25 protein-coding genes are annotated in these 25,621 nt (G+C 44.5%); 12 read left to right on the forward strand and 13 right to left on the reverse strand.

All coding sequences use genetic code 11. The features are described 5' to 3' along the window. Positions 1–67 precede the first annotated feature (67 nt). Both CMAQ_RS09760 and CMAQ_RS09765 read left to right on the forward strand, forming a co-directional pair. Entirely contained in the window at positions 68–811 is a 744-nt protein-coding gene (locus tag CMAQ_RS09760; protein WP_012186932.1) for an SIS domain-containing protein, read from the forward strand. 17 nt (positions 812–828) lie between these two features. Next, the gene (locus CMAQ_RS09765) at positions 829–1,986 is read left to right on the forward strand and encodes an exo-beta-N-acetylmuramidase NamZ family protein (protein WP_012186933.1); all 1,158 of its coding nucleotides are present in this window, start codon (positions 829–831) and stop codon (positions 1,984–1,986) included. Here CMAQ_RS09765 and alaS read toward each other — a convergent pair. Beyond that, entirely contained in the window at positions 1,980–4,679 is a 2,700-nt protein-coding gene (gene alaS, locus CMAQ_RS09770) for an alanine--tRNA ligase (RefSeq protein WP_012186934.1), read from the reverse strand. The two genes, CMAQ_RS09765 and alaS, sit on opposite strands and share 7 nt — an antisense overlap. A gap of 130 nt (positions 4,680–4,809) precedes the next feature. On the opposite strand from alaS, the gene CMAQ_RS09775 reads away from it, so the two are divergent. Continuing rightward, complete coding sequence (locus CMAQ_RS09775) at positions 4,810–5,109, forward strand: AbrB/MazE/SpoVT family DNA-binding domain-containing protein (RefSeq protein WP_012186935.1); 300 nt, start codon at positions 4,810–4,812, stop codon at positions 5,107–5,109. Between the two features lie 212 nt (positions 5,110–5,321). On the opposite strand, the gene CMAQ_RS09780 is transcribed toward CMAQ_RS09775, so the two are convergent. Both CMAQ_RS09780 and CMAQ_RS09785 read right to left on the reverse strand, forming a co-directional pair. Then, the gene (locus CMAQ_RS09780; protein ID WP_012186936.1) at positions 5,322–6,470 is read right to left on the reverse strand and encodes a TIGR04053 family radical SAM/SPASM domain-containing protein; all 1,149 of its coding nucleotides are present in this window, start codon (positions 6,468–6,470) and stop codon (positions 5,322–5,324) included. A gap of 78 nt (positions 6,471–6,548) precedes the next feature. Further along, the gene (locus tag CMAQ_RS09785) at positions 6,549–7,253 is read right to left on the reverse strand and encodes a uroporphyrinogen-III synthase (protein WP_012186937.1); all 705 of its coding nucleotides are present in this window, start codon (positions 7,251–7,253) and stop codon (positions 6,549–6,551) included. Positions 7,254–7,310: 57 nt separating this feature from the next. On the opposite strand from CMAQ_RS09785, the gene CMAQ_RS09790 reads away from it, so the two are divergent. Further along, positions 7,311–7,583, forward strand: coding sequence for a hypothetical protein (locus tag CMAQ_RS09790; protein ID WP_048062813.1), 273 nt, complete (start codon positions 7,311–7,313; stop codon positions 7,581–7,583). Positions 7,584–7,830: 247 nt separating this feature from the next. After that, complete coding sequence (locus CMAQ_RS09795; RefSeq protein ID WP_012186939.1) at positions 7,831–8,274, forward strand: hypothetical protein; 444 nt, start codon at positions 7,831–7,833, stop codon at positions 8,272–8,274. 22 nt (positions 8,275–8,296) lie between these two features. Here CMAQ_RS09795 and CMAQ_RS09800 read toward each other — a convergent pair whose 3' ends face one another. The 3 genes from CMAQ_RS09800 to CMAQ_RS10605 form a co-directional block, all read right to left on the reverse strand. Next, entirely contained in the window at positions 8,297–8,965 is a 669-nt protein-coding gene (locus tag CMAQ_RS09800; RefSeq protein ID WP_012186940.1) for a YkgJ family cysteine cluster protein, read from the reverse strand. Positions 8,966–8,968: 3 nt separating this feature from the next. Further along, positions 8,969–9,820: a hypothetical protein gene (locus CMAQ_RS09805; protein ID WP_156769898.1), complete on the reverse strand. Its 852-nt coding sequence runs from the start codon at positions 9,818–9,820 to the stop codon at positions 8,969–8,971. Positions 9,821–9,959: 139 nt separating this feature from the next. After that, positions 9,960–10,127, reverse strand: coding sequence for a 30S ribosomal protein S30e (locus CMAQ_RS10605; protein WP_012186942.1), 168 nt, complete (start codon positions 10,125–10,127; stop codon positions 9,960–9,962). Positions 10,128–10,243: 116 nt separating this feature from the next. Here CMAQ_RS10605 and CMAQ_RS09810 point away from each other — a divergent pair, with 116 nt between their 5' ends. Together CMAQ_RS09810 and CMAQ_RS09815 are read left to right on the forward strand one after the other, a co-directional pair. After that, positions 10,244–11,155 (forward strand): hypothetical protein, encoded by a 912-nt coding sequence (locus tag CMAQ_RS09810; protein ID WP_012186943.1) that lies wholly within the window; start codon positions 10,244–10,246, stop codon positions 11,153–11,155. 117 nt (positions 11,156–11,272) lie between these two features. After that, a complete protein-coding gene (locus tag CMAQ_RS09815; RefSeq protein ID WP_012186944.1) occupies positions 11,273–13,093 on the forward strand; it encodes a hypothetical protein in 1,821 nt (606 codons plus the stop codon). Here the strand turns inward: CMAQ_RS09815 and CMAQ_RS09820 are convergent. Further along, a complete protein-coding gene (locus CMAQ_RS09820) occupies positions 13,080–14,036 on the reverse strand; it encodes a hypothetical protein (protein WP_012186945.1) in 957 nt (318 codons plus the stop codon). The two genes, CMAQ_RS09815 and CMAQ_RS09820, sit on opposite strands and share 14 nt — an antisense overlap. A gap of 8 nt (positions 14,037–14,044) precedes the next feature. Next, positions 14,045–15,397, reverse strand: a complete 1,353-nt coding sequence (locus CMAQ_RS09825; protein ID WP_012186946.1) for an ethylbenzene dehydrogenase-related protein — start codon at positions 15,395–15,397, stop codon at positions 14,045–14,047. Between the two features lie 161 nt (positions 15,398–15,558). On the opposite strand from CMAQ_RS09825, the gene CMAQ_RS09830 reads away from it, so the two are divergent. The 4 genes from CMAQ_RS09830 (at position 15,559) to CMAQ_RS09845 (ending at position 19,159) form a co-directional block, all read left to right on the forward strand. Beyond that, on the forward strand, positions 15,559–16,320 hold the full coding sequence (locus CMAQ_RS09830) for a Rieske 2Fe-2S domain-containing protein (RefSeq protein WP_012186947.1): 762 nt from the start codon (positions 15,559–15,561) through the stop codon (positions 16,318–16,320). Between the two features lie 10 nt (positions 16,321–16,330). Then, positions 16,331–17,746, forward strand: a complete 1,416-nt coding sequence (locus CMAQ_RS09835) for a cytochrome b (protein WP_012186948.1) — start codon at positions 16,331–16,333, stop codon at positions 17,744–17,746. A 35-nt stretch (positions 17,747–17,781) separates the two neighbouring features. Beyond that, positions 17,782–18,543, forward strand: coding sequence for an enoyl-CoA hydratase/isomerase family protein (locus CMAQ_RS09840; RefSeq protein ID WP_012186949.1), 762 nt, complete (start codon positions 17,782–17,784; stop codon positions 18,541–18,543). A gap of 97 nt (positions 18,544–18,640) precedes the next feature. Beyond that, positions 18,641–19,159, forward strand: a complete 519-nt coding sequence (locus CMAQ_RS09845; protein WP_156769899.1) for a DUF4382 domain-containing protein — start codon at positions 18,641–18,643, stop codon at positions 19,157–19,159. Between the two features lie 61 nt (positions 19,160–19,220). Here CMAQ_RS09845 and CMAQ_RS09850 read toward each other — a convergent pair whose 3' ends face one another. The 3 genes from CMAQ_RS09850 to CMAQ_RS09860 form a co-directional block, all read right to left on the reverse strand. Further along, the gene (locus CMAQ_RS09850; protein ID WP_012186951.1) at positions 19,221–19,925 is read right to left on the reverse strand and encodes a queuosine precursor transporter; all 705 of its coding nucleotides are present in this window, start codon (positions 19,923–19,925) and stop codon (positions 19,221–19,223) included. A gap of 60 nt (positions 19,926–19,985) precedes the next feature. Next, a complete protein-coding gene (ppcA, locus tag CMAQ_RS09855; protein ID WP_012186952.1) occupies positions 19,986–21,524 on the reverse strand; it encodes a phosphoenolpyruvate carboxylase in 1,539 nt (512 codons plus the stop codon). A gap of 95 nt (positions 21,525–21,619) precedes the next feature. Continuing rightward, entirely contained in the window at positions 21,620–22,879 is a 1,260-nt protein-coding gene (locus tag CMAQ_RS09860) for a homocitrate synthase/isopropylmalate synthase family protein (RefSeq protein WP_012186953.1), read from the reverse strand. A 226-nt stretch (positions 22,880–23,105) separates the two neighbouring features. Between CMAQ_RS09860 and CMAQ_RS09865 the strand changes: the two genes are divergently transcribed. Further along, positions 23,106–24,245, forward strand: coding sequence for an acyl-CoA dehydrogenase family protein (locus tag CMAQ_RS09865; protein WP_012186954.1), 1,140 nt, complete (start codon positions 23,106–23,108; stop codon positions 24,243–24,245). Between the two features lie 44 nt (positions 24,246–24,289). Here the strand turns inward: CMAQ_RS09865 and CMAQ_RS09870 are convergent, their stop codons facing one another. Continuing rightward, positions 24,290–24,790, reverse strand: coding sequence for an archaellin/type IV pilin N-terminal domain-containing protein (locus CMAQ_RS09870; protein ID WP_012186955.1), 501 nt, complete (start codon positions 24,788–24,790; stop codon positions 24,290–24,292). 172 nt (positions 24,791–24,962) lie between these two features. Beyond that, positions 24,963–25,619 (reverse strand): hypothetical protein, encoded by a 657-nt coding sequence (locus CMAQ_RS09875; protein WP_012186956.1) that lies wholly within the window; start codon positions 25,617–25,619, stop codon positions 24,963–24,965. Positions 25,620–25,621: the final 2 nt, after the last annotated feature.

A 25,621-nucleotide genomic window follows, 5' to 3' on the forward strand; every position in this document is an offset into this window, starting at 1 on the left:
TAGCGTATAGCATTAATATTCATTAAAATAAGCTAATGCTTAATTACCTTAATGCTTAAGCATAGTTATGAGTGGGGGCTTGGATTACGTTAATGAGTATAAGGCTACCGTGGTGAGGTTAATTGACGATGTTTTAAAGGACCAGTGGAGTAACATTAAGTCAGCCGCGGACCTATGCGTCGATTCATTAAGTAAGGGTGGGTTAATTTACGTCTTCGGTACCGGTCACTCAATGTTAATGGTGCTTGAGGTATTCTATAGGTCAGGGGGATTAGCGTCAATTTACCCGATACTTGACCCGAATCTACTTGGGTTAAACGGCATGTCCCTCTCAAGTAGCCTTGAGAGGCTACCCGGCTACGCAAGTAATCTCCTTAATTCACAGAGAATAGTACCAAACTCAGTAATGATCATAGTGTCTAATTCAGGTAAAAATGCCGCACCCGTGGAAATGGCCTACGAGGCTAAGAGGAGGGGGTTAAGGGTTATTGCATTAACGTCAATCAACTACTCAAGGAGTCTTCAACCAGATAACCCACTTGGTAAGAGACTTTTCGAGCTGGCTGACGTCACCATTGATAATAAGGTACCGCCAGGGGAGGCTGCATTGGAGATTGAGGGCACTAGGGTTGCCGCAGTATCAACTATAGTAAACGCATTTATACTACATAGCCTTGAATTAACGATAATGAGTGAATTAAGGAGGAGGGGTATTGAACCCGAGGTCTGGGTTAGCGTTAACGTACCAGGTGGTAGGGAGCGTAATGAATCCTTATTAAGCAAGTATAGGCAGATCGTGAGGTATTTGTAGTAATTGGTGAAGATTAAATGAGGGCGGTTGTTAGGAATGGGGTTCAGGTATTCATTGATGATGGTTACGTGAATGATTTAAGAGACAGGAAAGTGGGTGTAGTAACAAACCACAGTGGCTACTACCCAGGTAGGGGGCATTTAATAGACTTATTGATTGAAAACGGTGTTAAAGTTGAGGCAATCTTCACACCTGAGCATGGGTTAAGGGGTCTTTTACCTGCAGGTGAATCCTACAGTGATGAATCATATAAGGGTATTCCAGTGTATAGCCTATATGGACCCAGGCGTAAACCACCAGTAAACATCCTTAAGGAACTTAACGCAGTAATCTACAGTATTCAGGATGTTGGCGTCAGATTCTACACATACATATCCACACTCTACTATACCCTTGAGGCCGCTGGTGAGGCTGGTGTTAAGGTTATTGTACTTGATAACCCCAATCCATTAACCGGCACGGTGGTTGAGGGTCCTATACTTGAGGCTGCGTTAAGGTCCTTCGTGGGTATTTGGAGTATACCAATTAGGTATGGTTTAACCGCGGGTGAATTAGCCATGTTATTTAATAATGAGGCTAACCTTAAGGCGGAGGTTGAGGTTATTAAACTTGATGACTGGAGGAGGGGGATGTGGTTTGATGAGACTGGTTTACCGTGGGTGAAGCCGTCCCCGGCTATTGTTGATTTAAACAGTGCATTAATGTATCCTGGCATTGGCTTATTCGAGGGCACTAACGTTAATGAAGGTAGGGGGACTGATGAACCCTTTAGGGTTATTGGTGCACCTTGGCTAAATAACGTTAAGTTAATTGATGAGGCTTCTCAATTAGGATTAAGGGGCGTGGATTTAACCCCAATTGAGTATAGGCCATTGGGAACTGGGGTTAAGTATAATGGTGAGGAATGCAGGGGTGTTGAAATAACAGTGAAGGATAGGGAGTCCCTGAGGCCTGTTAAACTGGCGTTTACATTAATTTATTTACTAAGCAGAATTCACCCCAGGGAGTTTAAGTTCCTTGAACATGACGGTGTATACCACTTCGATTACCTGGTGGGTAGACGGGGTGTTAGGGAATTATTAATGGGTGGGAAGCTTGATGAAGCGTTGAGTATTATTGATGAGGGCATTAGCGAGTACATGAAGGGTATTAGGGGTTACTTAATGTATTATTGAGTTAAAGTTAACTTACGCTTAATGGTGTTAACCACGTCATCCTGCTTAACTGGGTTGTTGAAAACCCCCTGCGCAAATGTACCACTGCCACCACCCTTCCCTCCTAATTCATTCAACACCTTAGCCACATCAATGGCCTTAACCTTACCATTAGTGTATACTTGGTATTCATTACCATGGATTAATACCAATACGTCCCCTGGGTACTTACTGGCTAATTCCTGCAGGTAATCCCTAACCCAGTAATCCTCATAATATACAGCAACCTTGAATCCACTCACCGTGATCATTGACTTCACTATGTTTGCTAAATCAGCCTCAATAGCCTTTCTAGCCAATACCCTACTCCTCTCCTCAGCATTATTAAGCTCCTTAATTAACCTATCCACCGCCTCATCAACCTCATCCCTACCAACCCTCAGTTTACTGGCTGCTGAATCAAGCTTACCCTCCAGGTTCCTAACATAGTCAAGCGCGTACTTTCCCGTGGTGAAGATGAACCTAATTACGCCCTCCTGTATCTTATCAACCTTAACAATCTTAATTAAACCAATCCTACTTGTCCTATCCAGGTGAGTGCCTCCACATGCCTCAACATCATACGTATCATTACCTTCACCCACCTTAACAATCCTAACCTCACCACCCGGTACCACGCCGCCTTGGTATATTATGAAGCCGTACTTAGCCTCAGCCTCATTCCTCGGCATTAACTCAGCCTTAACCGGTAGGTCGCTTAAAACCACTTCATTGGCTAACTCCTCAATCCTCTTAACCTCATCTGGGGTCGGTAACCTATAGTGGGTTACATCAAGCCTACTTAACGGTATATCCTTCTGAGCACCTGCCTGCCAAACATGCTTACCCAGAACCCTTCTTATGCTTTGAAGCAGTATATGGGTACCAGTGTGCATTCTCATTAAGCCAAGCCTCCTTTCCGAGTCAATCCTCATCTCAACCACATCACCAACCCCTGGGGTTGGTCCATCAATCACATGCACTATCACTGGCCCAACCCTCTGCACGTCCACAACCTTAGCCTCAACGCCATTAAACCTCAACACACCTCTATCGGCTGGTTGACCACCACCCTCTGGGTAGAATATTGTTGAGTCAAGTACAATGTACTTACCTTTAATAACCTTCAACACCTTAGCCTTACCCTCAAATGCGTAGGTATCCTCATAGAATAATTCCCTAGTGGGTGGTAGGTCTATTACATCATCCGCTGTTACATCAAGCCTATTACCCTCCTCACCCTTAGCTGGCTTCTGATGCCTGGCAGCTAGCATTTCATAGAAGTTATCTGGAACATTAACCTTCACCCCCCTCTTAGCTGCCTCATCCCTAACAACCTCAGGGGGTATGCCGTGGGAGTCGTATAGGTTTATGAGGTCATTAATAGTTAATTCACCCTTAATTCTGCTTATTAATTTAGGTAATTGACTAATAGCGGACTTATACTTAGCCTCCTCTAAATCAACCAAGTCTAGTATTAACTGCATGCTCTCCTTTAACTCGGGGTAATCATTAATTAGGTAATTGAGATGCGTGTTGAAGATTTCAGTTAATGGAACTTGGGCACCGATAACATGCATGTACTTAAGCATCCTCCTTATGAGTAACCTGGCCAAGTACCCTACACCTGAGTTGGATGGTATTACACCATCATTAATCATCCAGGACACTGTCCTTGAATGATCAGCAAGCACGTATAACGCCTCCTGAGGCTTAATGAAGTTAATTAACTCGCTTGAATCAATCCCTATCCTCTTAGCCACCTCAACGTAGGCTTTATCAAGCGCCAGGACCTCAGGATCAAGTTGACCCATGTGTATGGCTAATGAGGCAAGAACCTTCTCATCAGGCTTAGGTAAACCGAGGAGTTGCCTAGCCTTATTGAGGAAACCCTCGAATACAGCCTCATAAATCGTTGGCTTACCTGTTAAAACCCAGTATATTCTTTCAAGACCGTAACCAGTGTCCACGATCCTAATGGGCATTTCCCTATACTCATCCCCAATCACCCTATAGTGCATGAAGACTAATGTAGCTAATTCAAGTCCTCTAACCAGGACTTCGAAGGATTCACCGGCATTGCCTCCACCCTCCCATATGTTCTCCTTATAAGTCACCTCATCATCCCTGAAACCCAGTTCCCTTGTGAAGAATTCGTGAGCATACTCCACTGTCTCATTAATCCAGTAAATCTCCTTACCGGGGAAGTTGAAGGCGTGGTGAGCCATCATTTCAAAACCAGTTAAATGCCTACCACTTCTACCAACCTTATCCACGTCAGTAAGCCTTATACTTGGTTGAGATATTGTAAGTGGGTTAGCCGGCGGTGGTACTACGCCCTCAGTGACCCAGGGCTGGAAGTCATATATTGAGGCGCCGACTAGGTAAACGTCATTCCTCCACCTGGCAACCACAGGATACCTAGCCACCCTAGTGTGCCCCCTCTTCTCGAAGAATGATAGGAAACGTTCCCTAACATCCTTAATTGACTCAGGCCTATATGTTCCCGGTGGGTTACCTATGAAGCCGTATGGTGTGCAGGGTTGGTCACCGCAATTATCTTGACTCGGATTAAGCGTCCAGTAGTGGTGGCCGCAGTACGGGCACCTACTCCTCCTAAACCCCCTACCTATGAATATCCTAGTCCTAAGTAGACTCTCATTAAGTATAGGCACTCCACTTAGCCTTACTGGGGTTTAATTACTCTTTTGCCTCCAGTAAAGGTAATGAGAATACTGTCACGGCCTCCTTTCATTGGTGGTTTTAAGGGTTAGTGTTTTTAATTTCGCGCGCTAGCCAATAATCATGCGTAGGAGGGGGGCCGTGGGGTTCCTGGTTACTGAATTACCATATAGGGTTAAGGTGTATTCGAATTTTCAAGTACTGATCCCAGCTAGCCTAGTTAGGGCACTTGATATAGTTAATTTAAGGTACGTCAACATTACGTTTAGGTTCAATGGTGTTACTGAAACCATTGAGGGCGCTAGGTTACTTAGAACCAGGCATACTGACTCAAGGCAATTCACAATACCTAAGGAGCTTAGGGAAAAGTATGGTATACGGCCTGGGGATTACATTGAGATTATATCCATTAAACCCCTTTAATTAATTAACCCAATTTAATTAAGTGTATAATTAAGCTAAGTCAAGGGTTAGGAAATGATATTCCTCAGAATAAGGGGAGGGCATTGGAATCAGTTGAAACGCCGTGTTATCATTTACTCATTGTAACTCTGATTCATCACCTAGATTAGCAATTCCCCCTCTTTAATAAGCATTGCGTTAACTCAATACCCGCATGAATTCTTCATTAGCCTTTAAGGGCTTAGTGTTGATTCAGGAAGCCTAATGGTACCAGGACTGTAAACGCACGCTGGGTCCTCGGCTAATGGATCCCCATACTCAGCGTAGGCCCTAGCCCTAGAGCCCCCGCATATGAAGCGGAACTCGCATAAACCACACCTACCACCATACTCCCCCCTCCTTATCCTCAACAGTACTGGGTTCTCTCTATATATCTTAACCAAGCTCTCCTCCTTAACATTACCCAGTTTAATTGGTAGGAAACCGCTTGGTGATACGTCACCATTGTAGGCTACGAATATTATCCCATCCCCATCCCTAGTCCTAGCAACCATAGGTCTCTTAGTGAGTTTAGGTGGTTCATTCCCCATGACTTTAATCAAACCCTCATATAATTGCCTGTATAATGGACCAAGGTTTGGCTTTATGTTAATTTCATTATTCTCAAAGGCGTACCTATGCAGTACAACTCTCCTATAAAATGGGGCCTCAACAGTCCTCACTGTGAAGCCGTACTTAGATACATCGTAGAGTACATTAACCACATCCTCAGTCTCCTCTGGTGTTAATGCCTCAAGCTCAATACCCCTACCCACGTGTATTAGGAAGAACACCTCCCAGGTGTAGACTCCTAGGTCCTTAAGCACCTTAACTATTAACGGTAATTCATGCACGTTAAGCTTCATGAACGTTGTGTTAACTTGAACCTTAACCCCAGCCTTAAGGAGACTTGATATTGCCTTTAACGTTAACTCAAATACACCATTCCTATTCCTAATGTACTCATGAGTAGTCGGTGACGCACCATCAAGACTCACTGAAACTGAACTCACCCTCCTCAACTCATCAATAACATTATCACTAAGCAACTTCTCAGAAACCGTTGGTGATACAGCTACCGGTACATTCAATGATTTAGCGTAGTCAATTAACTCAAATATGTCCTCCCTCATTAATGGGTCACCACCAGTCAATATTAATACTGGGGTTGGTTTACCGAATTCAGGTAATTGCTCAATAAGCCTCTTACCCTCATCCGTGCTTAATTCACCGGGTAGTGGCTTTAATATTGCATTAGCCCTACAGTGCCTGCAGCTTAATGGGCATGCCTTAGTGGTCTCCCAGAAGACTAGGAGTGGTCTTTGGGAATAATCCAACGGCATGCGTAACGCCTAACTTTAACGGCGTATAATCGTTTCGCGCCTATTAAGTATAAATGGGGGTAAGTACCTTAATCCTGTTTAAATTCGATCCCCACCTCCACTTAATGCATGCTTAGCCTCATTAACTGCACCATCTATTGTGTAAACCTTAGCAATACTGTGAGGAATATTAAGCATGCTTAATTCCTTAGCCGTGGTAGGTCCTATTGCCACAATTAGAGCTCGCCTTAAGTTAAGTAAGATACCGCTAACTTCACGTGCAACCCTTGGGCTTGTGATAATTAATGCATAGGGGGATCCTGCAGCCTCCCTTTCATTAATCAGCGCCTTAAGTTTACTTAACTCATCCTCATTAACACTAAGCCTATATAACCCAATCTCAGTTACCCCACCTAATTCATTAAATAGACTATTACTGTACTCCATTGACCTAATCACCAGTATGCTTCCATTAAAGCCCCTGAGCATTCTCAGTAAGCCCATGCTTGAGTACTCACTTGGTATCAAGCATTCATTATTATAGAGCCTCCTCACTGCCGCCGCCGTGGATGGGCCAACCGCCATGCACCTGACCCAGCATGGATCCTTGACCACACTGTAAGTGTACTCAACGGCAACCGTACTCATGAAGACCACTACATCCCACCTCCTTGAGCATAATTCCTCCAGTCTCCTTAAGGCATTTTGATCAGGAATAGGCTTAAGCACGGGAACTTCAATAACACCCTCCCCCCTAATGCCTTCCTCACCCTTAGCCCTAATAACTATTATTGACTCCTGCATTGTAGTTAAGTGACGTTAATGCTTAAAAGCGTATACGCTAACGGCTATTTGATCCATATGAACAAGTGGGTTGCAGTAGCACTAATGATCTTAATGTCAACGCTACCGGTGTTGAATGCGCAGGCCACGGGTCAATCATATAATTACCTAGGGGCAGGGTTAGCCTTCGGTCTAGCGGCGGGTGGTGCAGGAATTGGTATGGGTATTGCAGGCGCAGCCATAGCCTCAGCATCAATTGAGAAGAGGGACCTCTTAATATTCTTCCTGGTCCTAGCCTTCGTGGAGACCATAGCCCTCTACGGCTTTGTGGCACTAATACTGCTTAGGTAAGGTTAAAGCCCTTCATTGTAAAAATTAATACATTTTTGATTAACTTAATGAAAGTCAGTGCGTGGAATTCTAATCACCAAGTCCTTTACCGTCCCCGTCTCATCATTAATGGAGAACGCACCACCCGCGCGGCAGGCCGCCCTTAGGAAGGGGCTGGGGGGCTATTGACTTAATTCCCCTGGTGCTTATAAGCGTTTCCTCACATTCACCATAAACGTTTATTAGCTTGCACCTCACTAGGTGTATTATGGAGAAGAGGCTTAGGCTGCCTCCTAGGATTAAGGTGCTGGAGGCTCTTTCAGCTATTGCCGATGGGAGGGTTAGGAGGGAGGGGGATCATTACGTTATTGTGTCCAGTGACGGGTCAAGGAGCTACACAGTGTACCTTGATGAGGCTAAGGGGTTGGTTTACAGTAATGATAATGGGACAGTCTATAGGGGTTACGTGGGTTACCCAATAATGGCGGTACTCATGATGCTTGGCTTACTAAGCTTCAGTAAGGAGCTTAGTGAGGGTTTAAGGGGGATTCCCTGGAGGGAATTGAATGAGAAGTACAAGAACTACAGCATGGTTATGGATATTATAAGGAGGAGGATTGGGGAGGATAAGTGGCCACTCTACGAGAAGTTCATTGACGAGGTCCTGGGTGAATTAAGGAAACTCAACCTGAGGCTAATGGATAAGAAGTAGAATCATGCGTAAGGGGTTTCATTCACGTAACCCCCACTGTCCTGCTTAAAACACCCCACTCACCCAGTAACCCACTCAACTTGAATTCACTGATGCATGAGTCCTGGGGGTTAATGAATGACTCCACTGCGCAGTCCAGGTAATTCATGAAGGTTCCCACATCACCGTTAACTAACCCTCCATTAACCATGGTGTTCCAATGATTAACGAAGGCCCTGAACCTCTCCTTAGCAGCCTTAGACCCAACAGCGTACTCACTCTCCTTAGTTAAGTCAACAATGGATCCATTACCCACCCCAGGGCAGTAGCCCACAGCCTTATCATAAAGCTCAAAGTGCAGTACCTCCCCACTCCAGTGGTATATGAATGGGTAAAATCTGCATGTTAATGGTTTGAAGGAGTTTATACTACATATCATTTTACCATCCCTCCATTCATTGAATATGCATGAACCATCAATCCTCTTCCTAAGCACTAGGTAATACTGCCCATCCTTAAGCCTAATCCTAGGTGATTGCCAGTCCCCGGCAACATTAGCGTTGTATAGGGCTGTTACTTGACTTGGCTTAAGCTTAGTATTAATGAATATTTCAACCAAATCATCCAAAGTCACGGTTATCCAATACCTCCTACAGCATTCACCGCAAAGCGTGCATTTGAACCTTACCTTTGGTTGAGTGAATGATACCATAATTCACTTAACCATGAAGTACCTTAAACACCCATTACTCTGCCTCTTACCAATCACTAATACACCATCCTCACTGGCATTCAACACGTAATCCTCCCCCTCCCCTCCAGTGCATTGGAGGCCTAGGAGCATTAATGATGGGGCCTCCTCGGATACAGCTGACTTAAGCCTACTGGCCAAGGCCTTAACAGGCTCCATTAGGCTTAGGCTAAGCGGTAGGTCAACACCCACTGAGCCCTCATCAATCTCCACAACCTCAGCTGGCTCAAGGCCGAAGGATTCACTGAATGATTTAACTAAGTCACTGTGACTCTCCCTAAACTCCCTACAAGCCTTAGCCGCCTCCTTAACCAAATCCTCACCATTAACATTAACCCCACTGGTTAAGTTACCTGGCTTAACAATAACCCTCCTGGCGCAGTAAAGCTTCAAGTCACCCACCACGCCAGCCTCACTGAACCCAGAGACGAAGTATAGGGCACCATCCTCAACACCAGGCCCCTCCCCCTGGTAACTCACCGACTCCTGGGAAGGCATGCAGAGTAAGCCTAAACTAACAGTAAATGGGTAAGTGGAGCCCTCACTGGGATTAAGCCCAATAAACCTGATTAATGGGTTGAGAGACTCATTACCAGTACCCTTAGACTGGGAGCAAACGGACTCAAGAACAATTAATCCACCTTCACTTAAATCAACATAACTAGTATTAAAACCGTAAGTATCCTTAAACAAGGTAAAGGCACCGGATAAATCCCTCACAATACCTTGAAAAGAACCCCTAACCTCATCATTAACAATTCTAAGAAGATCCTCCACAAGTTTAACCTTACTCCCACTATCATCCTTTTCTTCCATTACTACCACGTGAGTAACAAACCCACACTTATAAATGTTTACATCAAGATAACAACCAACGAAACAACTAGTAATAAATCAAAATCAGCCAATAGCCCGTCGATCACCAATCACACCTCTCAAAAAACATCATCAAAAATTAACCACTAACTCCCTGACTCTGGCTGCGTTCAGCAAAAAGCACTCTACGCCTATAATTACGCCAATTCCTTAACCTAGGAACAGGACTCCTCCTAGGCTTGGCGGGAATCTTAGGTGTCTGGCTCCTAACTTTACCTGCCTTGGTAAGGCTGCCGTGGCTTGGAATTGAAAATCACCTCTAACCTATGGTATCCTACCTAGAGTTTTTAAGCTTTACCCCCACCAGGAATAATCTTGGGTTGCGTAAGGTTTATTTAGTTTAGTTTTGTTTTTTTGGTTGGGATGGGTCTTAGTCCTGAGGAGGTGAGGAGGTTTTTGAGGGCTTTGGATGAGGATGAGGAGTTTAGGCTTGCTGTTGCTGCTAAGCTTGGTATTAGTGATGTTAAGGCTTCTATTGATAGGCTTACTGAGATTGTTGGTGGTGTTGTTAATGTCATTAACTCAATGCTTAATATACTTAAGGACTCATTAAGTAAGCAGGATAAGGTACTGGAGGAGTTGAAGGCATTGAGGGAGGGTGAGAATAAGCTTTGGGAGGAGGTTAAGGCAATAAGAGAAACAGAGCAGAGGCATGAGGAGGAATTAAAGGCATTAAGGGAAGAGAATAATAAAATATGGGAAGAGATCAAAGCAATAAAAGAGGAGAATAATAAAATATGGCAAGAAATAAAGGCGTTAAGAGAAGTGGAACAAAGGCATGAAGAGGAATTAAAGGCATTAAGGAGGGACTTTAATGCATTTGTGGAGTTGGAGGAGAAGCGTTGGGAGGAGCAGTTTAAGTTTAACAAGTGGATTACGAATGCATTAATGGAGATAAGGGATTCGCTTGGTGGCTTGTACGAATACTACACTGCCAGTTGGATAAGGGAGTGGCTTAGGGCTAAGGGTTTTAATTGTGATGTTAGGGTTAACGTGACTTTACCAGTTGATGGGTCAAGGGAGGTGGATGCGTTATGCTATGATCCATTGGTGGTTGGTGAGGCTACTGTTAAGTTGACTTCCATTGAGGATGCTGATAGGGAGATTGAGAAGCTGATACTGAATATTAAGGCCGCTGAGAAGTTAACTGGGAGGAAGTTGTACGCTGCTGTTCTTGCAGTGGAGACTTTACCTAATGAGATTGCCCAGTACTTGAGAACTAAGACTAAGGAATTGGGGATAATTCTAGTGTTGGGGAGGGAATATACGTGGTGAATTGACCAATCTTCCCCACCCTAAATGGTGAGTCTTTCGGTTGTGAATGTGAGTTTTAATGAGTTTACGCAGTGTAGTGGATTTAATGCTTAAAAATAAGCTAATGCCTTAGGATTAATGGCTGATTTAAAGTTTTCAATATACATGACTGCACATGCTGCTAGAGATTTCCTTAATAATGATGAATTATTCAAGAGATTCATTAATGTTGCCAAGTCACTTGGCGTTAGTAAGGTGTATGTTGAGAATTATAGGGATGGTCAATTACTAAGTGATGATGAGGTTGATGCAATGGTTAAGAGGCTTAGTGGGGATTTTGAGTTGGCTGGTGGTACGGCTATAGGGACTTGGGGTAGTGGTTGGTTTAGTTATGAGGATTATGGGTTTAAGGTGGCGTGTATAAGTGATGATAATAATAAGAGGCTAATAGCAGATGCAATGAGGCACCTGGCCGGTCACTTTAATGAGGTTCTTATTGATGACTTCTGGGCTCAATGGTGCCATGGTGAACATGATGTTGAGTTATTCAACAGAATGCATGGCTTAGCCTTAAGTAGGGGTGAGTTAATGAGGGGTATTAGGAATAATGATAGGAGGATACTTGACCTATGGACAAACTACTCAGCCAGCGTACTGCTTGATGTTTCAGAGAACTTTGTTGTTAAACCTGCCAGGGAGGTTAATAAGGGTATTAGGGTTAACCTTAAGGTTGCTGAATGGAGGGAGGACTTCCCACATAGGGGGTTGATCCTAAGTAAGCTTGCGCAATTATTCGACAGCATCTACGTGGGTACGGAATCCAGGGAGGGTACTGAGCAGTATGGCTCCTTCCTAATAACTGAGTACGTTAGGGCAATAGTTGGTGATAAGCTTGGTGGTGTTTGGTTTGATACCTTTAATGGACTCTACAGTGGTTCATTAATAAGCCTAAGCATTTACCTTAAGCAACTATGGTTTAGTGCATTAACTAGTGTTAATGAAGTAGTGTTCTTCGACGCCTACTCCCTAACATTGGGGAATAGGGCTAAGTACATTGATGCGGTTAAGGCTGAGGAACCCATGCTTAAGTCAATGCACAGTAATCAAACAGTTGATAAATTAGGCGTATTAATGCCGGGTATTCAGGTTAATGGTGCGGTGATTGATAGGTATGTGCACGATTACTTAGGGATGATTGGTGTACCCTTAAGGCCAATTAACGTTAACAGTATTAAGAGGGGTGATTACGTTTTAATCACTGAGCATGCTGTTGGGTCGATTGATATTATTGAATTAGCAAGGAGGGGTGTTAACCTTATTGTTACCTCAGGGGCTGCTGAACTTATTGCCGAAGGGGCCTTGGGTTATGAGGGTTTTGAACTACTGGGCCTGGTTAGGGATAATCCATTAATGAGCCCAGTAATAGATGCCCTATACCTCATTAGCGGTAACCACACTGCCTCCTACACGCATAGGAGGCCCGGCGCCTTCCCAATAGGCCCAATACTGAATACTACTGATGTTAAGGTTCTGCTTGAGGCCAGTGATGGTGTGGGTAAGTACCCTGTGGTTTACGTTAATGAGTTTAATGGTGCTAAGGTTTACGTTGTTAATTTAACCAAGTATCCACCGTACCTGAAGGATTACTACCCTGAATTAGCTAGGCGCATTATTAGGGATATTGCCTTCGAGTACGTTGGTGTAAGGGTTGATCCAGAGGCTTCAATGGCAAGTAACTTCTCACTAATACCATACGCCAATAAGCATCTTGTGATCTACAATATGAATGAACACCCAATTAACGCCCTAGTAACTGTGGATGCCGCTAGGTTTAATGCATCCTCAGTGAGGGTGATTGAGGGTAGAGGTAATGTTAAGGATTTTGAGCTTGCTAACGGTAACCTTAGGGTTAGGGTAGGTATTGAGGGTGAATCACCATTAATGATTAAGTTAACTTAACCCTACCCATGTGATTAACAGCTAACGATGATGCAATCACTGAGGCGAAGTAAATTGATAATACATGTGGTGTAAGAGCTGTGGAAACATAGGTTACTGCTAATGCGGCTAGGTAAAGGTATCTCCTATGAAATGCTCCATTAATTATTAGCGCCAGGACTGCGAAAACATACAACCCCAGTATTATTGACATTAATGGGACTGATGCTGGCGGTGCAAGTACCCCAAAGCCCATGGCGAACACCATATCCATTATATGCTGCATGAAGAAGCTGTTCACTGTTAATTGGTAAAGGGGTAGTGAGATTGATGCTGAGGCAATAATAGCTAAGACGTACCCGGTAATGCTCCATTTATTAACCTTAACTTCAATTAATGCCAATGCAGTTAGCGTTAATGCACCAATAATAATCAGTAACAGTGTTGGGTAGACTAATGCGGTTGATGGAACCATGACTGGTATTAAGTAATACTCGGTTACTAGGTTAAGTATGTAGCTTACCAGTGAGGTTAATTGAAGAAGTATGACTGGGGCCAGTAGTGTTAATTCAATGGCTCTAAGTGATGTAATGGCAAGGATAATAGACATTATTGTTAAACCCCAAAGTATGATACTTAGTATTATCCAGGGCCATGTAAGGTAGTATGACGGGTATATGTAGCTTAACAATACCCCACCCCATAATGCGGTAATGATTACTATTAAGTAAAGTGTCTTAAGGGGTATCGGTACCTTAAATTCATAAATTAGGAATGGTATTATTACTGATAAGGCAGCCACACTAAATGTTCCAGCAAGCCCCATTGTATTTAATACATTGGCTGGGGCTGGTGTGAATGGTATTATGGGCTGTAGGAATTGCCTTAGAGCGAATTGGGCTATGAAGAATCCTAGGAAGATGGAGAGTAATGTATCGTAGTATTTAATGTTTAACTCACTCACCTTAATAATCACCTATGCTTAATTGAGTAGAAGATTAAACCAATGGCCACTAAGGCAATCACAATACCCACAACTGCAACTATTATGACTGGGGCAGGTATTGGTGGTGTAACGGATGGTGTTGATGTGGATATGGTTAATGGTATGAAGCTGGCTGATATGGACTTATCCCAACTGGTTTCACCAGCCTTACCCAACCAAACCCCGAAGGCCACATCGTATGTTTGACCAGGTGTTAAGTTTACTGTATACGGCATTGGGGCTTTCAACGGCCTAACGAATTCCACAATCCAGTACCCATCCTCATACTTGGCGCCGGCGTAGTTACTGAAGTAGCCTGGTTCAGGCCCTGTGGCATTCGGGTACCATATTCCACCATCTCCAATATCATATAGGCCAGTTTCATTGGTTAATAGGTCAATGAAGAAGCCGTGGGGACTTTGGGAGAAGACTGAGGCAGCGGCTTCATCAATACCGTTCTCCACATCCCATGTTACATTAGTGAAGTAGTTGAAGTTCTGACCCTCAGGGTAAGTGGCTCCACTTATCCACTCCCAAATGTCAGCCGCCCCTGAGCTTAATGAACCACCAGTGTACTGTATTGTGCTGCTGCCTGTATAGGGTATCATTAATTGACCTAACTCACTCTTAACAACGAAGTTTGGGTGTCCTGCACCAATATTCATGCAGTCACTTGGACTTTGTTCACTACCCATGTACCACATTATAGCCACCCTATCAGGATAATAGTGACCTGAGGTTAAGTTAACGTAGTAACCGTAGAAGTATACCCCGTAATGCGGTGCGACATAAGCCAGTACATACTCCATTGGTCTTGGTGAACCCTTAATCACCGCGAAGCTTGAGTTAATCATGAAATACTTCTTACCAAACGTACTAGTCATTAGTTTAAGGAATGTTACGTTTAATGGACCATTGGGATTATAAACCATTGTCCAATGCCCAGGACCAGCTATGGCTGCTGGACCAACTAGGCTTGGGCCATATGGGTCAGGCCACTTCACGAGAATGAATATGTAGCTTCCATTCCACGCAGCCTTAACCATAATATAAGGCACCTCCCCGGAGGTGGGTACATTAGCCGGTATTGGGAGCATTTGAGTGGATAAATTGGGTACTAGGGATACGTTGAACCAAGGTATCTTACTCCAAAATGCTTCACTACCTGGATTCTGCAGGTTAGCGCTACCAACCACCTTATAAGCCATTATACCGGCTGGTGTTTGAGCTAGTGGGATTGGGTAAATCATGTAGATTAACCCAGCTGTAATAGCCACTGCAATTACTATAATCAGTTTTAGGGGTATTTTACCATTATTTAACACGCTTCCCTTACCCATGTACTAACTTTGGCTCGGCTCCGATTTTTAAGCTTTACCTAATATTAAATACTATATTTACTTGGAATTAAACTAGAATAAATCTGGAATTAAACTACACTTTACTTCCTACTTATTCATAGTTGAATATTTTTAAACCCCTAGGCTACAAGCTAATAATCATGAGTGGGGGTAATGTTAATGAGAGTAGGAGGAATTTCCTGAAGGCTATGGTTACAATTGCTGGGTTAAGTATTGTGGCTGGGGCGTTAAGGGGCCTTGAGGTGCTTATGCCTCCTGAAGTGAGTATAAGCGGCTTCCCTAGGCTTCTCCTCGTGGATGAGAATGGTAACCCAATTAAGGCTTCAAGCATACCGATTAATGGTAAGCAAATCGCCTTATTCCCCTACCCCCTTAGTAATGAGCCTAATATGTTGTTGGCTTTAGGTGACTCCTCCGGTAGTCCTGTGGAGGTTCCCCCGACTACTGTTGTTGTTCCTCAGACTGGTGCATCATATGAATTCCCAGGTGGTGTTGGGCCGAATAAGAATATAGTTGCCTACAGTGCCCTTTGCCAGCACCTGGGCTGCACCTTCCCTGAATTAACCTTCTATCCACCTGGTGTTAAGGCTATTACCGTTAATGGACCCATGGATAAGGTTATTCACTGCTCCTGCCATGGTTCTACGTTTGATCCGTATAAGGGTGGTGCTGTGGTTACTGGGCCAACAGTAAGGCCTTTACCGGCTGTGGTTCTTGAATGGGATTCAAACACTGATGAATTATACGCAGTGAAAATGATAGGACCAGTAATATACGGGCACCCAGGCTTCAACACACCCACAAACAACACAATAAACAACCCAACAGGTGATTTAACAGGGGGATCACCAATAAGTGGTACAAGTACTGTGGTTAAGTATTACAGTAATCCAGCATCATGAGGTGGTGGCTATGAGTAGTACTAGCTTCTGGGATAGGGTTGCGGAAATCTTTCACTTAAAGGATGTACCTTTCATGGGTGTTCCAGATTACATGTTCAGTATAGAGTATTGGTTGGGTGCTATAGCTACATCGGCCTTGGCTTGGCAGGCCTTAACGGGATTAGTACTATTACTGTATTACCAGCCTAGTAATGCGTATGATTCAACAATGGCCATAATACATAATGTACCCTTCGGTTCAATAATACTCTCAAGCCACCTCTATGGGGCTTACGTAATGATACTTGCGGTGTACGTCCATGGGCTTGAAGTCTTCTTCAGGGGTGCTTATAAGAGGCCTAGGGGTGCTCAATGGGTTTTAGGTGTATTGCTCTTCGCCATGACTCTTGGTGCAGCCTTCGTTGGTTACTCATTAACGGGTGATGTGCTTTCAGCGGATGCTGTCGGTGTTGGTAAGGGTATTTTAACGGCATTGGGCTTGTCTCAAGTAATACCAGTATTCTTCGGTAATGGTACTCAATTGGACTTGTTTACAAGATTCCTGGGTTGGCATATTATACTGGCATCAGCGTTAATACTGTTCTTCTTCATACACTTCTACCTGGCTGAGCAGAACGGCTTCATGCCTGACCCAAGGGAGACTAATTACAGGGCTCCTGCCTTATTGAGTAAGAATGATGCTAGGCTTAAGCCTTGGTGGCCTAGGAATTTCGTCTACATGGTTAGCATAGTGTTGTTCACGTGGGGAATCATACTCGTAATTCCATCAATACTGGCTATACCGAGTATACTAGGCAGGATACCAATACTCTTCTCACCCTACCCAGGTCCCTCACCAACAAGCCCACAGGCCAGTAGTGTGCCGGCTTATCCACCCTGGTTCTTCCTATTCATGTATAAGATGGCTGATATGCCCTTCGGCCTAAGTACCGATATTTTAATGGGCATATTCATACCACTTATCGTATTATTAATAGTACCATTACTGGATAGGAGTGATTTACTGCATCCATTGGATAGACCATGGATAACCGCATTATTCATAACTGGGTTAACCTGGGTTATTGAGTTAAGCATATGGAGTGCTATTCAACCCGGTGTTCCAGTGGAGTTAACCTGGTTCGCATTAACAATAGTACCACCGGTTGTGATAGCCTTTGGTGGAGTTTACGCGGTTAGCAGGGTTTGGGTTAGGGTTAAGGCTAAACCCAGTGGTAATGGTAAGGGGGCTGGCTTTAAATTGAGTAAGAATACCGCATTATCCCTAGGCTACGTAACATCACTGCTAGCCATAATAGCCATAGCAGTCTCCTTCACCCTCAACCCAATATCCGATGGACCATACGTAGGCGTAATGTGGGGGACAGCCCTAATATCATTTGCAGCATCCCTATTAGCCTACTTCTACGTTGAGTACATTCAGTGATAATAGTCTTAAACCTCTATTAAGGGGTGTTATTAATGATGCTGAATAAGGTTAAGGTGTGGAATGAGGATGGGGTTGGGGTTATCGCCATTGATAATGGGTTAGAGAATCCACTTGACTTAGACGCCTTAATTCAATTAATGACAGCGTTAACCACGGCTAATAGGGATGCTGGGGTTAATTGGGTGGCATTAACAGCAACAGGGTCATCATTCTTCACAACGGGCATTGACTGGGATTCAGTGGGTGAGGATTATGATTCAGTTAGGGAACTGGTCAGGGTGATTAAGGCACTGGTATCCTTCATGGTAACCCTTGATAAACCCATAGTAACCATACTTAACGGCTCAGCCCTAGGCCTAGGCCTTGAATTAGCTGTCTTAAGTGACTTAACCATAGCCCCACCTGACGTTTACCTATGCTACCCGGAGGGGGCCATTGGCATACCCCCCGTCTTCTCAATGCCTAGGCTTCAACAAGCCTTACCCAGAATGACCCTAGTAAAGTTACTCTCAGGTAACGCATTAAGTTCAAGTGAGGCTGAGAAATACGGTTTAATTCACCTTGTACCCAGGGGGAATTTACTTGGGGATGCTAAGTCAATAATAAGGGGCATTAGGTTTAATTCCTTGGCTAGGAGAATAATGAATGAACCAGTGAGGGGGATTATTGATGAGGCTGAGGCAGTGCTGCTTGATGCATTAATGTCACGGTGCCTAACCCACTCCTCAAGGGAGGAGTTAATTAAGGTCACTAAGGAGGCTAAGGTTAAGTGTAGGAGCAGTTACTTAACCTAATGAAGGTGAAACCCCTTGAAACCGAACTGGAACCAAGGCTGAAATTAGGCTGATGATTAATTATCCTTAAAAGGGATTAATGCAAATACACTGTGGTATGAGACCTATTACTATTGCGGTAATAGTGGTTGTGATTGCAGTAGCCATTGCGGTGGGGTATGTTGCTGTTAAGTTAACTGGACCTGCATCTGTGTATGTTTACATTAGTGATAAGCCAATGCAGGTGCAGCACCTTTACGTAACAGTATCATCAATAATGCTTCACAATGAGGTATCAGGCTCATGGTACACCTGCAGTAACGCATCAGTGAGGCTTGATTTAACACAGTTAACGTCAACATCACAGTTAGTGGCTAAGTGCAATCCACCTAATGGCACCTATAATTTAATCTTCCTGCAGGTATCCAGTGTTCAAGCGGTGGTTAATGGGCAGAATTACGATTGCACAGTACCCAGTGGCATAATTAAGGTTCCCCTTGAGCCTCAGCCAATTGCGGTTAATGGAACAAGCTATAGTATTAACGTTGACATGGGTATGGTTAATAACGTTAACTTAACCGGTAATGGTAAATGCATTGTTAAACCCGTTGTTAAGGCCACAATCACTAGGCATTGAGTACTCTAGGTTTAACTCAGTATGTTAAAATAAGGAAATCATGTGTTTAAGCTAATTAGCCTTACTTACGGACTTGAATCACCGGGGCGTACTTTAATGCACTTCTATTAGCGGCCACGGCGCCTATGGTTAAGGGTACTAGGGTTAATTTACCCAGTATTAAGCCTAGCATGGTGCTTAATAATGCTGGTAACGGCATTACACCGTAGAAGGCTATCGGTACAAAGACTAAACTATCCACAGTCATACTGATTGGGTCTGATACACCAACCCTCTTGAACACATTACCCATAATCCTACTCACCAGATGAACGTCAAGGGATTCAGCGGTGAAGAACGCTGTAACACTAGCTACGGCTATTCTAGCTGATTCACCAACAATACTTGCGAAGGCGTTCTGCATGCTCCAGAAGGGGGCTGGTGGGGCGTATATTGCTAGTTGAATGATTGCCCAAAGCCCGAGTTGAAGCAGTGCAGCAATCCTAACAACCCAGTAACCGGTTCTCCTACCGAATTTAAGGGTTAATACATCTAATGTGGCCACAGTGGCTGAGTAGGTTACTGTGCCGCTGGGTAGGTTGGCGTAGCCAATGTACATTATTTTACTGGCTAGGAACTGACTAACGGTTAGGAGCATTAGGTATGATGATATTGCTGAAGCCAATAACACATCATCACCCCCCATTCTCCATGACACGTACATTATCACAGCCACCAACACATACACCACGGCTGCCTCAAGTAGGAAGTATAGTACAGGGTACATTGAGCCCTGCCCTGTGGGGCAGGTTTATAAGCATACCTGTTCATTAATATTAAGGATGCGTCACCCAATAGCCCTCCTGACCTTAGCCATATCCAGTAGATACGCCTTAGCATCATTAATGTAACTGTTATTGACGCTTTCAAGGAATAGCTTAGTGAGTAGTGCATGCTTCCTCTGTTCAAAGCCTGGTGACGACACCTTAACCCCTAATTCATCAATTGCCTTAATATCCTCAAGAACCATTGCAATAGTCTCCTTACTAACCCTCAATTCACTCTTCATACTTGGTAACTGCTCGATACACTCCATGCATATGTATTGTGCAGCGTCGCTTAAGTCACTCCATAGGTTAACGTAATTCCCCTCCAATACACCCCACTGTCTCTCATTAAGCTTAAGTAATGTTGAGAGACCTAGGATCTCAGGGGGTATGCCTATTGAGTATAAGGCTCCAACGAAGGCTATCGCCCTAGGTAACGTAACCCCCCTGAAACCCCTCCCGTAACCGAATAACCCAATGTGCAGCCTCCTAGTTCTCCTTGGAGGTAGGAGTTGGGCAATGTAGTTTACTGCGTTTGCTAATCCCTCAACCTCAGCCTGATACCTATCAGTGTACTGCCTAATTATGGTTAAGGCTAATTCCTCCTCATCACTACTCAATATCACTGGTTCAGTGGGTTTTGAATTATTAATGAGGTTAATAGCATCCTTAGCATTATCCACCGGGTAATCGTACCTGAAGGCTGATTGAACAGTGAACGTGTACACCCCCGGGTACTCCTTGAGCGTGTTATTGACGTTACGTGGGTTGAAATTACCTCTGAAGGGGGTTGGGCCAACGCCTATTATTGGGTATATGCTTAAACCCAATGAGTTACCAATTGCGTACACCCTTGATAAGGCTATCTTAGCCAGTAGAACAGCTGGGATTAGGCCATAGTTCATTGCTGGGTCGGATCTGGCTATGAATACCCTAAGGTACTGGGGCTTAGCCACCTTAACGTAACCCTCTATTATTGAGTCAATCCTCACTAGTGATTCCATATCCTCAACCAGTGGGATCACCTCAATGGTCTTCGGCTCAACCTCCCCAATAACGTCACTGACCTTAAGCCCATCATCAAGCTCAACACTGCATTTACCTGCTACAATCCTTTCATAGTACCTCAGCGTCATTATTAAGTCCCTTGAACTGGAGGTTAATGGGAAGATGACTTCAAATATTGCCTTAACTGGCTTACCGTAGAAGACCCTGGCTAAATCATAGGCCATTGGTATTGTTTCAAGGGCCTCAGCGAAAATCTTCCTATCAGAGGCCTCAACATTAGGGTTAGGTAACCTGTAGGTTAGGTAAATATCCTCCCCAAGCACCTTATTAATGAAGAATCCCCCGTAATTCTCAAGGAGCTTCCTAACCACGTAAATATCCACGTCCTTACCCTCGAAGTCCCACATGGTTTCCTGACAATCGTAAATACTGTAATTCATGTAGGCTTCATAAACCTCATCATCACCCTTAATGAAGTCGTTAACAACCCATTGAGGCACATTGGCGTAGTCAGGGTGCTGCGTACACATTGTCCTCGGTATAATCCTCACATCCAAGCCCCCTGCACCTAGCCTTATTAAGCTCAGTGGTTTAGGTATATAGGCAATTGATTAATACGGATACGCCTCAGTAGCCTATTGCTGCATTAAGTCTCATTAAACTTCACTGATTCCCCATTAATTAACCCACTCATTGACTTAATGAACTCCTCCTCACTCATTGGTTCCCTTAAACGGCCCTCGTCGTAAAGCCTAACTACTGCCCTATAAACCCTCTCCACGGTCTCATCATTCTTACCGGCATTAACCCCAATACCCTTAAGCACATGCGCAATCCCAGACCTACCCGTGTATGGGCCTATTAGAATAGTCTCCCTCATACCGACCAGTGAGGGATCCATGGATAGGTAGGTTTCAGGGTCCTTGGATTGAGCATCAATGTGAATACCCGCAGCCGTGGCGTAGGCGTTACTACCCACTATTGGTTGATGCCTAGGTACACTATACCCCATGCCCTTAAAGTACTCCACGATCCTTGAAATAACCCTAGGCTCCATACCGTCGAAGGAGCCCTTAAGCCTACTGTACCAAACCACAAGGGCCTCAATGGGTACGTTACCCGCCCTCTCCCCAATACCCAGTAGTGTCCCATTATTAATCCCCGCCCCGTAAACCCAAGCAGCCACTGCGTTGGCTACAGCCATGTGGTAGTCCCCATGTCCATGAAACTCCAAGGCATTGCTGGGTATCTTGAGTAGGCTCCTCATTACCCATATTAACTTAGGTATACTGTAGGGTAGTGAGGCTGTGGGGTATGGTACACCCACGCCTGTTGTGTCAGGGAGCTTAATTACTAGGGATGCACCGTACTTATCCCTAAGCCTAAGCAACTTATTAACGAAGGGTACTACGAATCCTAATACATCAGCCCTGGTTACATCCTCTAGACTGCATCTTAAGGCTATGCCGCTCCTCATGGCCTCCTCAGCGGCTTCAAGGTACTTCTCAACCACCCTAGCCCTAGTGGTGTTGAACTTGGCCTTAATGTGGATGTCTGATATTGACATTAACATAACCATTTCATCTAACCCACTCTCCTTAACCAACCTAACATCCTCAACCCTAGCCCTACCCCATCCAATAACCTTAGGGTACTTTAAGCCAAGGCCCTTAACAGCATTAACAATCCTCCTATCCCTCTCAGTGTATAGGAAGAACTCACTCCTACTCAACCTCCCACTACCGTTATCAAGCTCTGAGAGTAGTTTGAAAAGCCCCTTAACGTCACTTGGGCTGTATGCGTAGAAGGCCTGCTGCCCATCCCTGAAGGTTGTGTCGGTTATGTATAATTCACTTGGTGTATTCGGTTCAACGCTTATACCGTCGAAGATTAGTCTCGGGGGCATTGGCCAATTAGTGGGCCTATACTCAACCTCACTGTAGTCTAGGCCCTCCTCCCTTAGGATTTTTAATAATCCATCCCGGGATTCCCTAACCCGTGCTTCAATAACAATCCCCGAAACGCTAAGCTACCTGGACTATATAAGCATTACGTACACTTCCAGAAGCCGTCGAGAAGCCTATATTCACTTTTAAGCGTAAAGCGAATTAAGGACGCTGAGCCTTAAACCCATGCATCCGCTTCTTGAGGAGGTTCATGAATTATTAAGGAGGAGTACAGTGGAGTTCGCGGAGGCTAGGGTTGAGCCATTGGCTAAGGCCATTGAGGTTAATGGTGAGTACCCAAGGCAACTAATGGGGGAGTTGGGTAAGCAGGGCTTACTTGCCCCCATGGCTCCACCAGAGTACGGTGGGGGTGGCTTAGACTTTAGGGGTGAGGTGATTATTATTGAGGAGGTTGCTAAGCACTCCCCAACCCTGGCAACATTAATGGAGGTTCAGGGAGCCTTAATAATTGATTCACTTTTAAGCCATGGTAGCCGGGAGGTGAGGGAGAGGTTCCTTGAGGGTTTAGTTAAGGGTGATTTAATAGCCTCCTTCGCCTTAACCGAACCCTGCTGCGGTAGTGATGCTGGGGCTATTGAGACAAGGGCTGTTAAGGATGGGGGTGAGTGGGTTATTAATGGGCGTAAGGCATGGGTAACCAGCGGCCAATACGCCGACCTATACCTAGTCTTCGCCAGAACCGGTAGTATTGAGGAGAGGCATAGGGCTATTACAGCATTCCTAGTGCCTAGGGGTGGTTGCATTGAGGTTAACCCCATGGGTGTAATGGGGATTAGGGGCGGCGGCACCGCTGAGGTTTCCCTAAGGGACTGCAGGGTGCCTGATGAGTACAGGGTTGGGGAGGTTAATAGGGGTTTTTACTTAGCCATGGAGAAGCTTAACCTGGGTAGGACTTGTGTTGGGGCTATTGGCTTAGGTATAGCTGAGAGAGCCTTCACTGAGGCTTATGATTACGCTCAGGTTAGGCGAATCTACGGGGGTACGTTGGCTGAATTGGGTGTTATTCAAGGCTACCTAGCTCAAATGTATACTCAAGTTGAGGCGCTTAGGGGCTTAATCTACTTGACTGCCTACATGAGGGATAAGGGGTTGAGTGAATTCACTAAGTATGCTCAAGCGGCTAAATACCTAGGATCAAGCACAGCGGTTAATGTTACTAGGACTGCAATACAGGTAATGGGGGCTGTTGGCTTATCCACTGAATCACCATTAGAGTACCTTTACAGGGATGCCAAGGCCACTGAGGTTTACGAGGGATCCAATGAAGTTATCCTATACTCATTATTCAAAATGTTAAGGAAATAGAAATAAGCTATATTTTAAATTATGATATTTTTATTACCCTTCGCTTAACTTATTGACTGAGCAGTTACAGTGAAGGGTATGTTTGAACCACTGGCTAAGTATATAGTACCATCATAAGATACGCCTGGAGTATATGAACCACTGCATGTGTAAACTAAGTAAGCTATTGTACCACCAGTAATGCCAACCATATTGTTCGTGGGGGTAACCCCGGTGATAGTACTTGATAAACCACCAGAAGTTAAACCAGCGGCACTTGGAGCACTGGCTGAAGCTCCTTGGTAAGTGCAAGTATTACCATTGAGTGTTACACTGGCTATGTTCTGTGTGGTACCACCTGGATTACTTACATAAAGTACTAGATAGGCAGTACCAGTACTACTATCAATATATAAGTCTTGGCTTATTGAGCTTAATGTCCCGGCATGTGCATTACTCCTGAATAAGCCGAAGGCCCATATTGCCACCGCCACGGCTAGTGCTATGGCTACTGCTATCAGTATTATTGTTGCTATTACGTTGGATATACCCCTCCTGTTAGTCATGCTTACCAATAGTTATTTTAAGCGCTATATTTTTAAGTATTACTCTAAGCTTTATTCATGTCATATATAGATACTCAACTTTAATTACACTAATAATATAATGAATCATGCGTAGAAATCATCATTAAGCCTACCGCTAAATTAATTCTACATTAATTAATACGCAATGTGGCTAATTCACTGGTATTATGTATGTTAATCTCCCATTCCTATACACTAGGATAGCCCTCCCCCTCCACTGCACATTAGCAGCCTCCTCCCCCCTGTTCTTACTCTTATTGATCAGTAACTGGGTTAATTCCTCTAATTCACCTATTGTTGAGACCACCTTGATCATTGCCTTATCACTCTCCCTACCCACCTTAACCCTAATGACTTGTCCATTCTTAAGCAGATTCACTGCAACCCTAGTTAAAGATGCTAAGGCCGCTGTGGCCTCATTAATAGGCCCCCTATCCACTACTGATGGTGCATTACCGCCATTGAGTAACCTAATCTCAATAACATCAGCACCACCCCTAACCCCCTTAACCCCTGCCTCAGCGGCCAGTAGGCCAATTACCCCAACCCCCTTCTCCTCCCTCCTACTCCTCATTAGGTCCTTTACCAGTGATGCCGTTAAGCCTGCCACGTAGCCTAGATCCATTATTATTACGTAAACCCCCACTGAGGTTAAGGCTCCAAGAACCACGGCTAGGCCTAGGGCTAGTACGGCTACGGCTATTAGGAGTAGGGCTGATATAAGTAATGGTGGCCTCTTAAGGCCTATTACTAGGGCTAGGGCCACGCCCATTGCAATTGATGCTAATTCGCCGAGTGGCAGTGGCATTA

It is taken from the genome of Caldivirga maquilingensis IC-167 (assembly GCF_000018305.1).
Classification (GTDB): domain Archaea; phylum Thermoproteota; class Thermoprotei; order Thermoproteales; family Thermocladiaceae; genus Caldivirga; species Caldivirga maquilingensis.

Coding starts and splice junctions, on each gene's coding strand:
- CMAQ_RS09825 (WP_012186946.1), bottom strand. CDS start 15,397: ATGGGTAAGGGAAGCGTGTTAAATAATGGTAAAATACCCCTAAAACTG.
- CMAQ_RS09865 (WP_012186954.1), top strand. CDS start 23,106: ATGCATCCGCTTCTTGAGGAGGTTCATGAATTATTAAGGAGGAGTACA.
- CMAQ_RS09785 (WP_012186937.1), bottom strand. CDS start 7,253: ATGCAGGAGTCAATAATAGTTATTAGGGCTAAGGGTGAGGAAGGCATT.
- CMAQ_RS09760 (WP_012186932.1), top strand. CDS start 68: ATGAGTGGGGGCTTGGATTACGTTAATGAGTATAAGGCTACCGTGGTG.
- CMAQ_RS09815 (WP_012186944.1), top strand. CDS start 11,273: ATGGCTGATTTAAAGTTTTCAATATACATGACTGCACATGCTGCTAGA.
- CMAQ_RS09775 (WP_012186935.1), top strand. CDS start 4,810: ATGCGTAGGAGGGGGGCCGTGGGGTTCCTGGTTACTGAATTACCATAT.
- CMAQ_RS09780 (WP_012186936.1), bottom strand. CDS start 6,470: ATGCCGTTGGATTATTCCCAAAGACCACTCCTAGTCTTCTGGGAGACC.
- CMAQ_RS09790 (WP_048062813.1), top strand. CDS start 7,311: ATGAACAAGTGGGTTGCAGTAGCACTAATGATCTTAATGTCAACGCTA.
- CMAQ_RS09850 (WP_012186951.1), bottom strand. CDS start 19,925: ATGTACCCTGTACTATACTTCCTACTTGAGGCAGCCGTGGTGTATGTG.
- CMAQ_RS09805 (WP_156769898.1), bottom strand. CDS start 9,820: ATGGAAGAAAAGGATGATAGTGGGAGTAAGGTTAAACTTGTGGAGGAT.
- CMAQ_RS09860 (WP_012186953.1), bottom strand. CDS start 22,879: ATGCCCCCGAGACTAATCTTCGACGGTATAAGCGTTGAACCGAATACA.
- CMAQ_RS09830 (WP_012186947.1), top strand. CDS start 15,559: ATGAGTGGGGGTAATGTTAATGAGAGTAGGAGGAATTTCCTGAAGGCT.
- CMAQ_RS09840 (WP_012186949.1), top strand. CDS start 17,782: ATGATGCTGAATAAGGTTAAGGTGTGGAATGAGGATGGGGTTGGGGTT.
- CMAQ_RS09875 (WP_012186956.1), bottom strand. CDS start 25,619: ATGCCACTGCCACTCGGCGAATTAGCATCAATTGCAATGGGCGTGGCC.
- CMAQ_RS09835 (WP_012186948.1), top strand. CDS start 16,331: ATGAGTAGTACTAGCTTCTGGGATAGGGTTGCGGAAATCTTTCACTTA.
- CMAQ_RS09845 (WP_156769899.1), top strand. CDS start 18,641: ATGAGACCTATTACTATTGCGGTAATAGTGGTTGTGATTGCAGTAGCC.
- CMAQ_RS09765 (WP_012186933.1), top strand. CDS start 829: ATGAGGGCGGTTGTTAGGAATGGGGTTCAGGTATTCATTGATGATGGT.
- CMAQ_RS09800 (WP_012186940.1), bottom strand. CDS start 8,965: ATGGTATCATTCACTCAACCAAAGGTAAGGTTCAAATGCACGCTTTGC.
- CMAQ_RS09810 (WP_012186943.1), top strand. CDS start 10,244: ATGGGTCTTAGTCCTGAGGAGGTGAGGAGGTTTTTGAGGGCTTTGGAT.
- CMAQ_RS09795 (WP_012186939.1), top strand. CDS start 7,831: ATGGAGAAGAGGCTTAGGCTGCCTCCTAGGATTAAGGTGCTGGAGGCT.
- CMAQ_RS09870 (WP_012186955.1), bottom strand. CDS start 24,790: ATGACTAACAGGAGGGGTATATCCAACGTAATAGCAACAATAATACTG.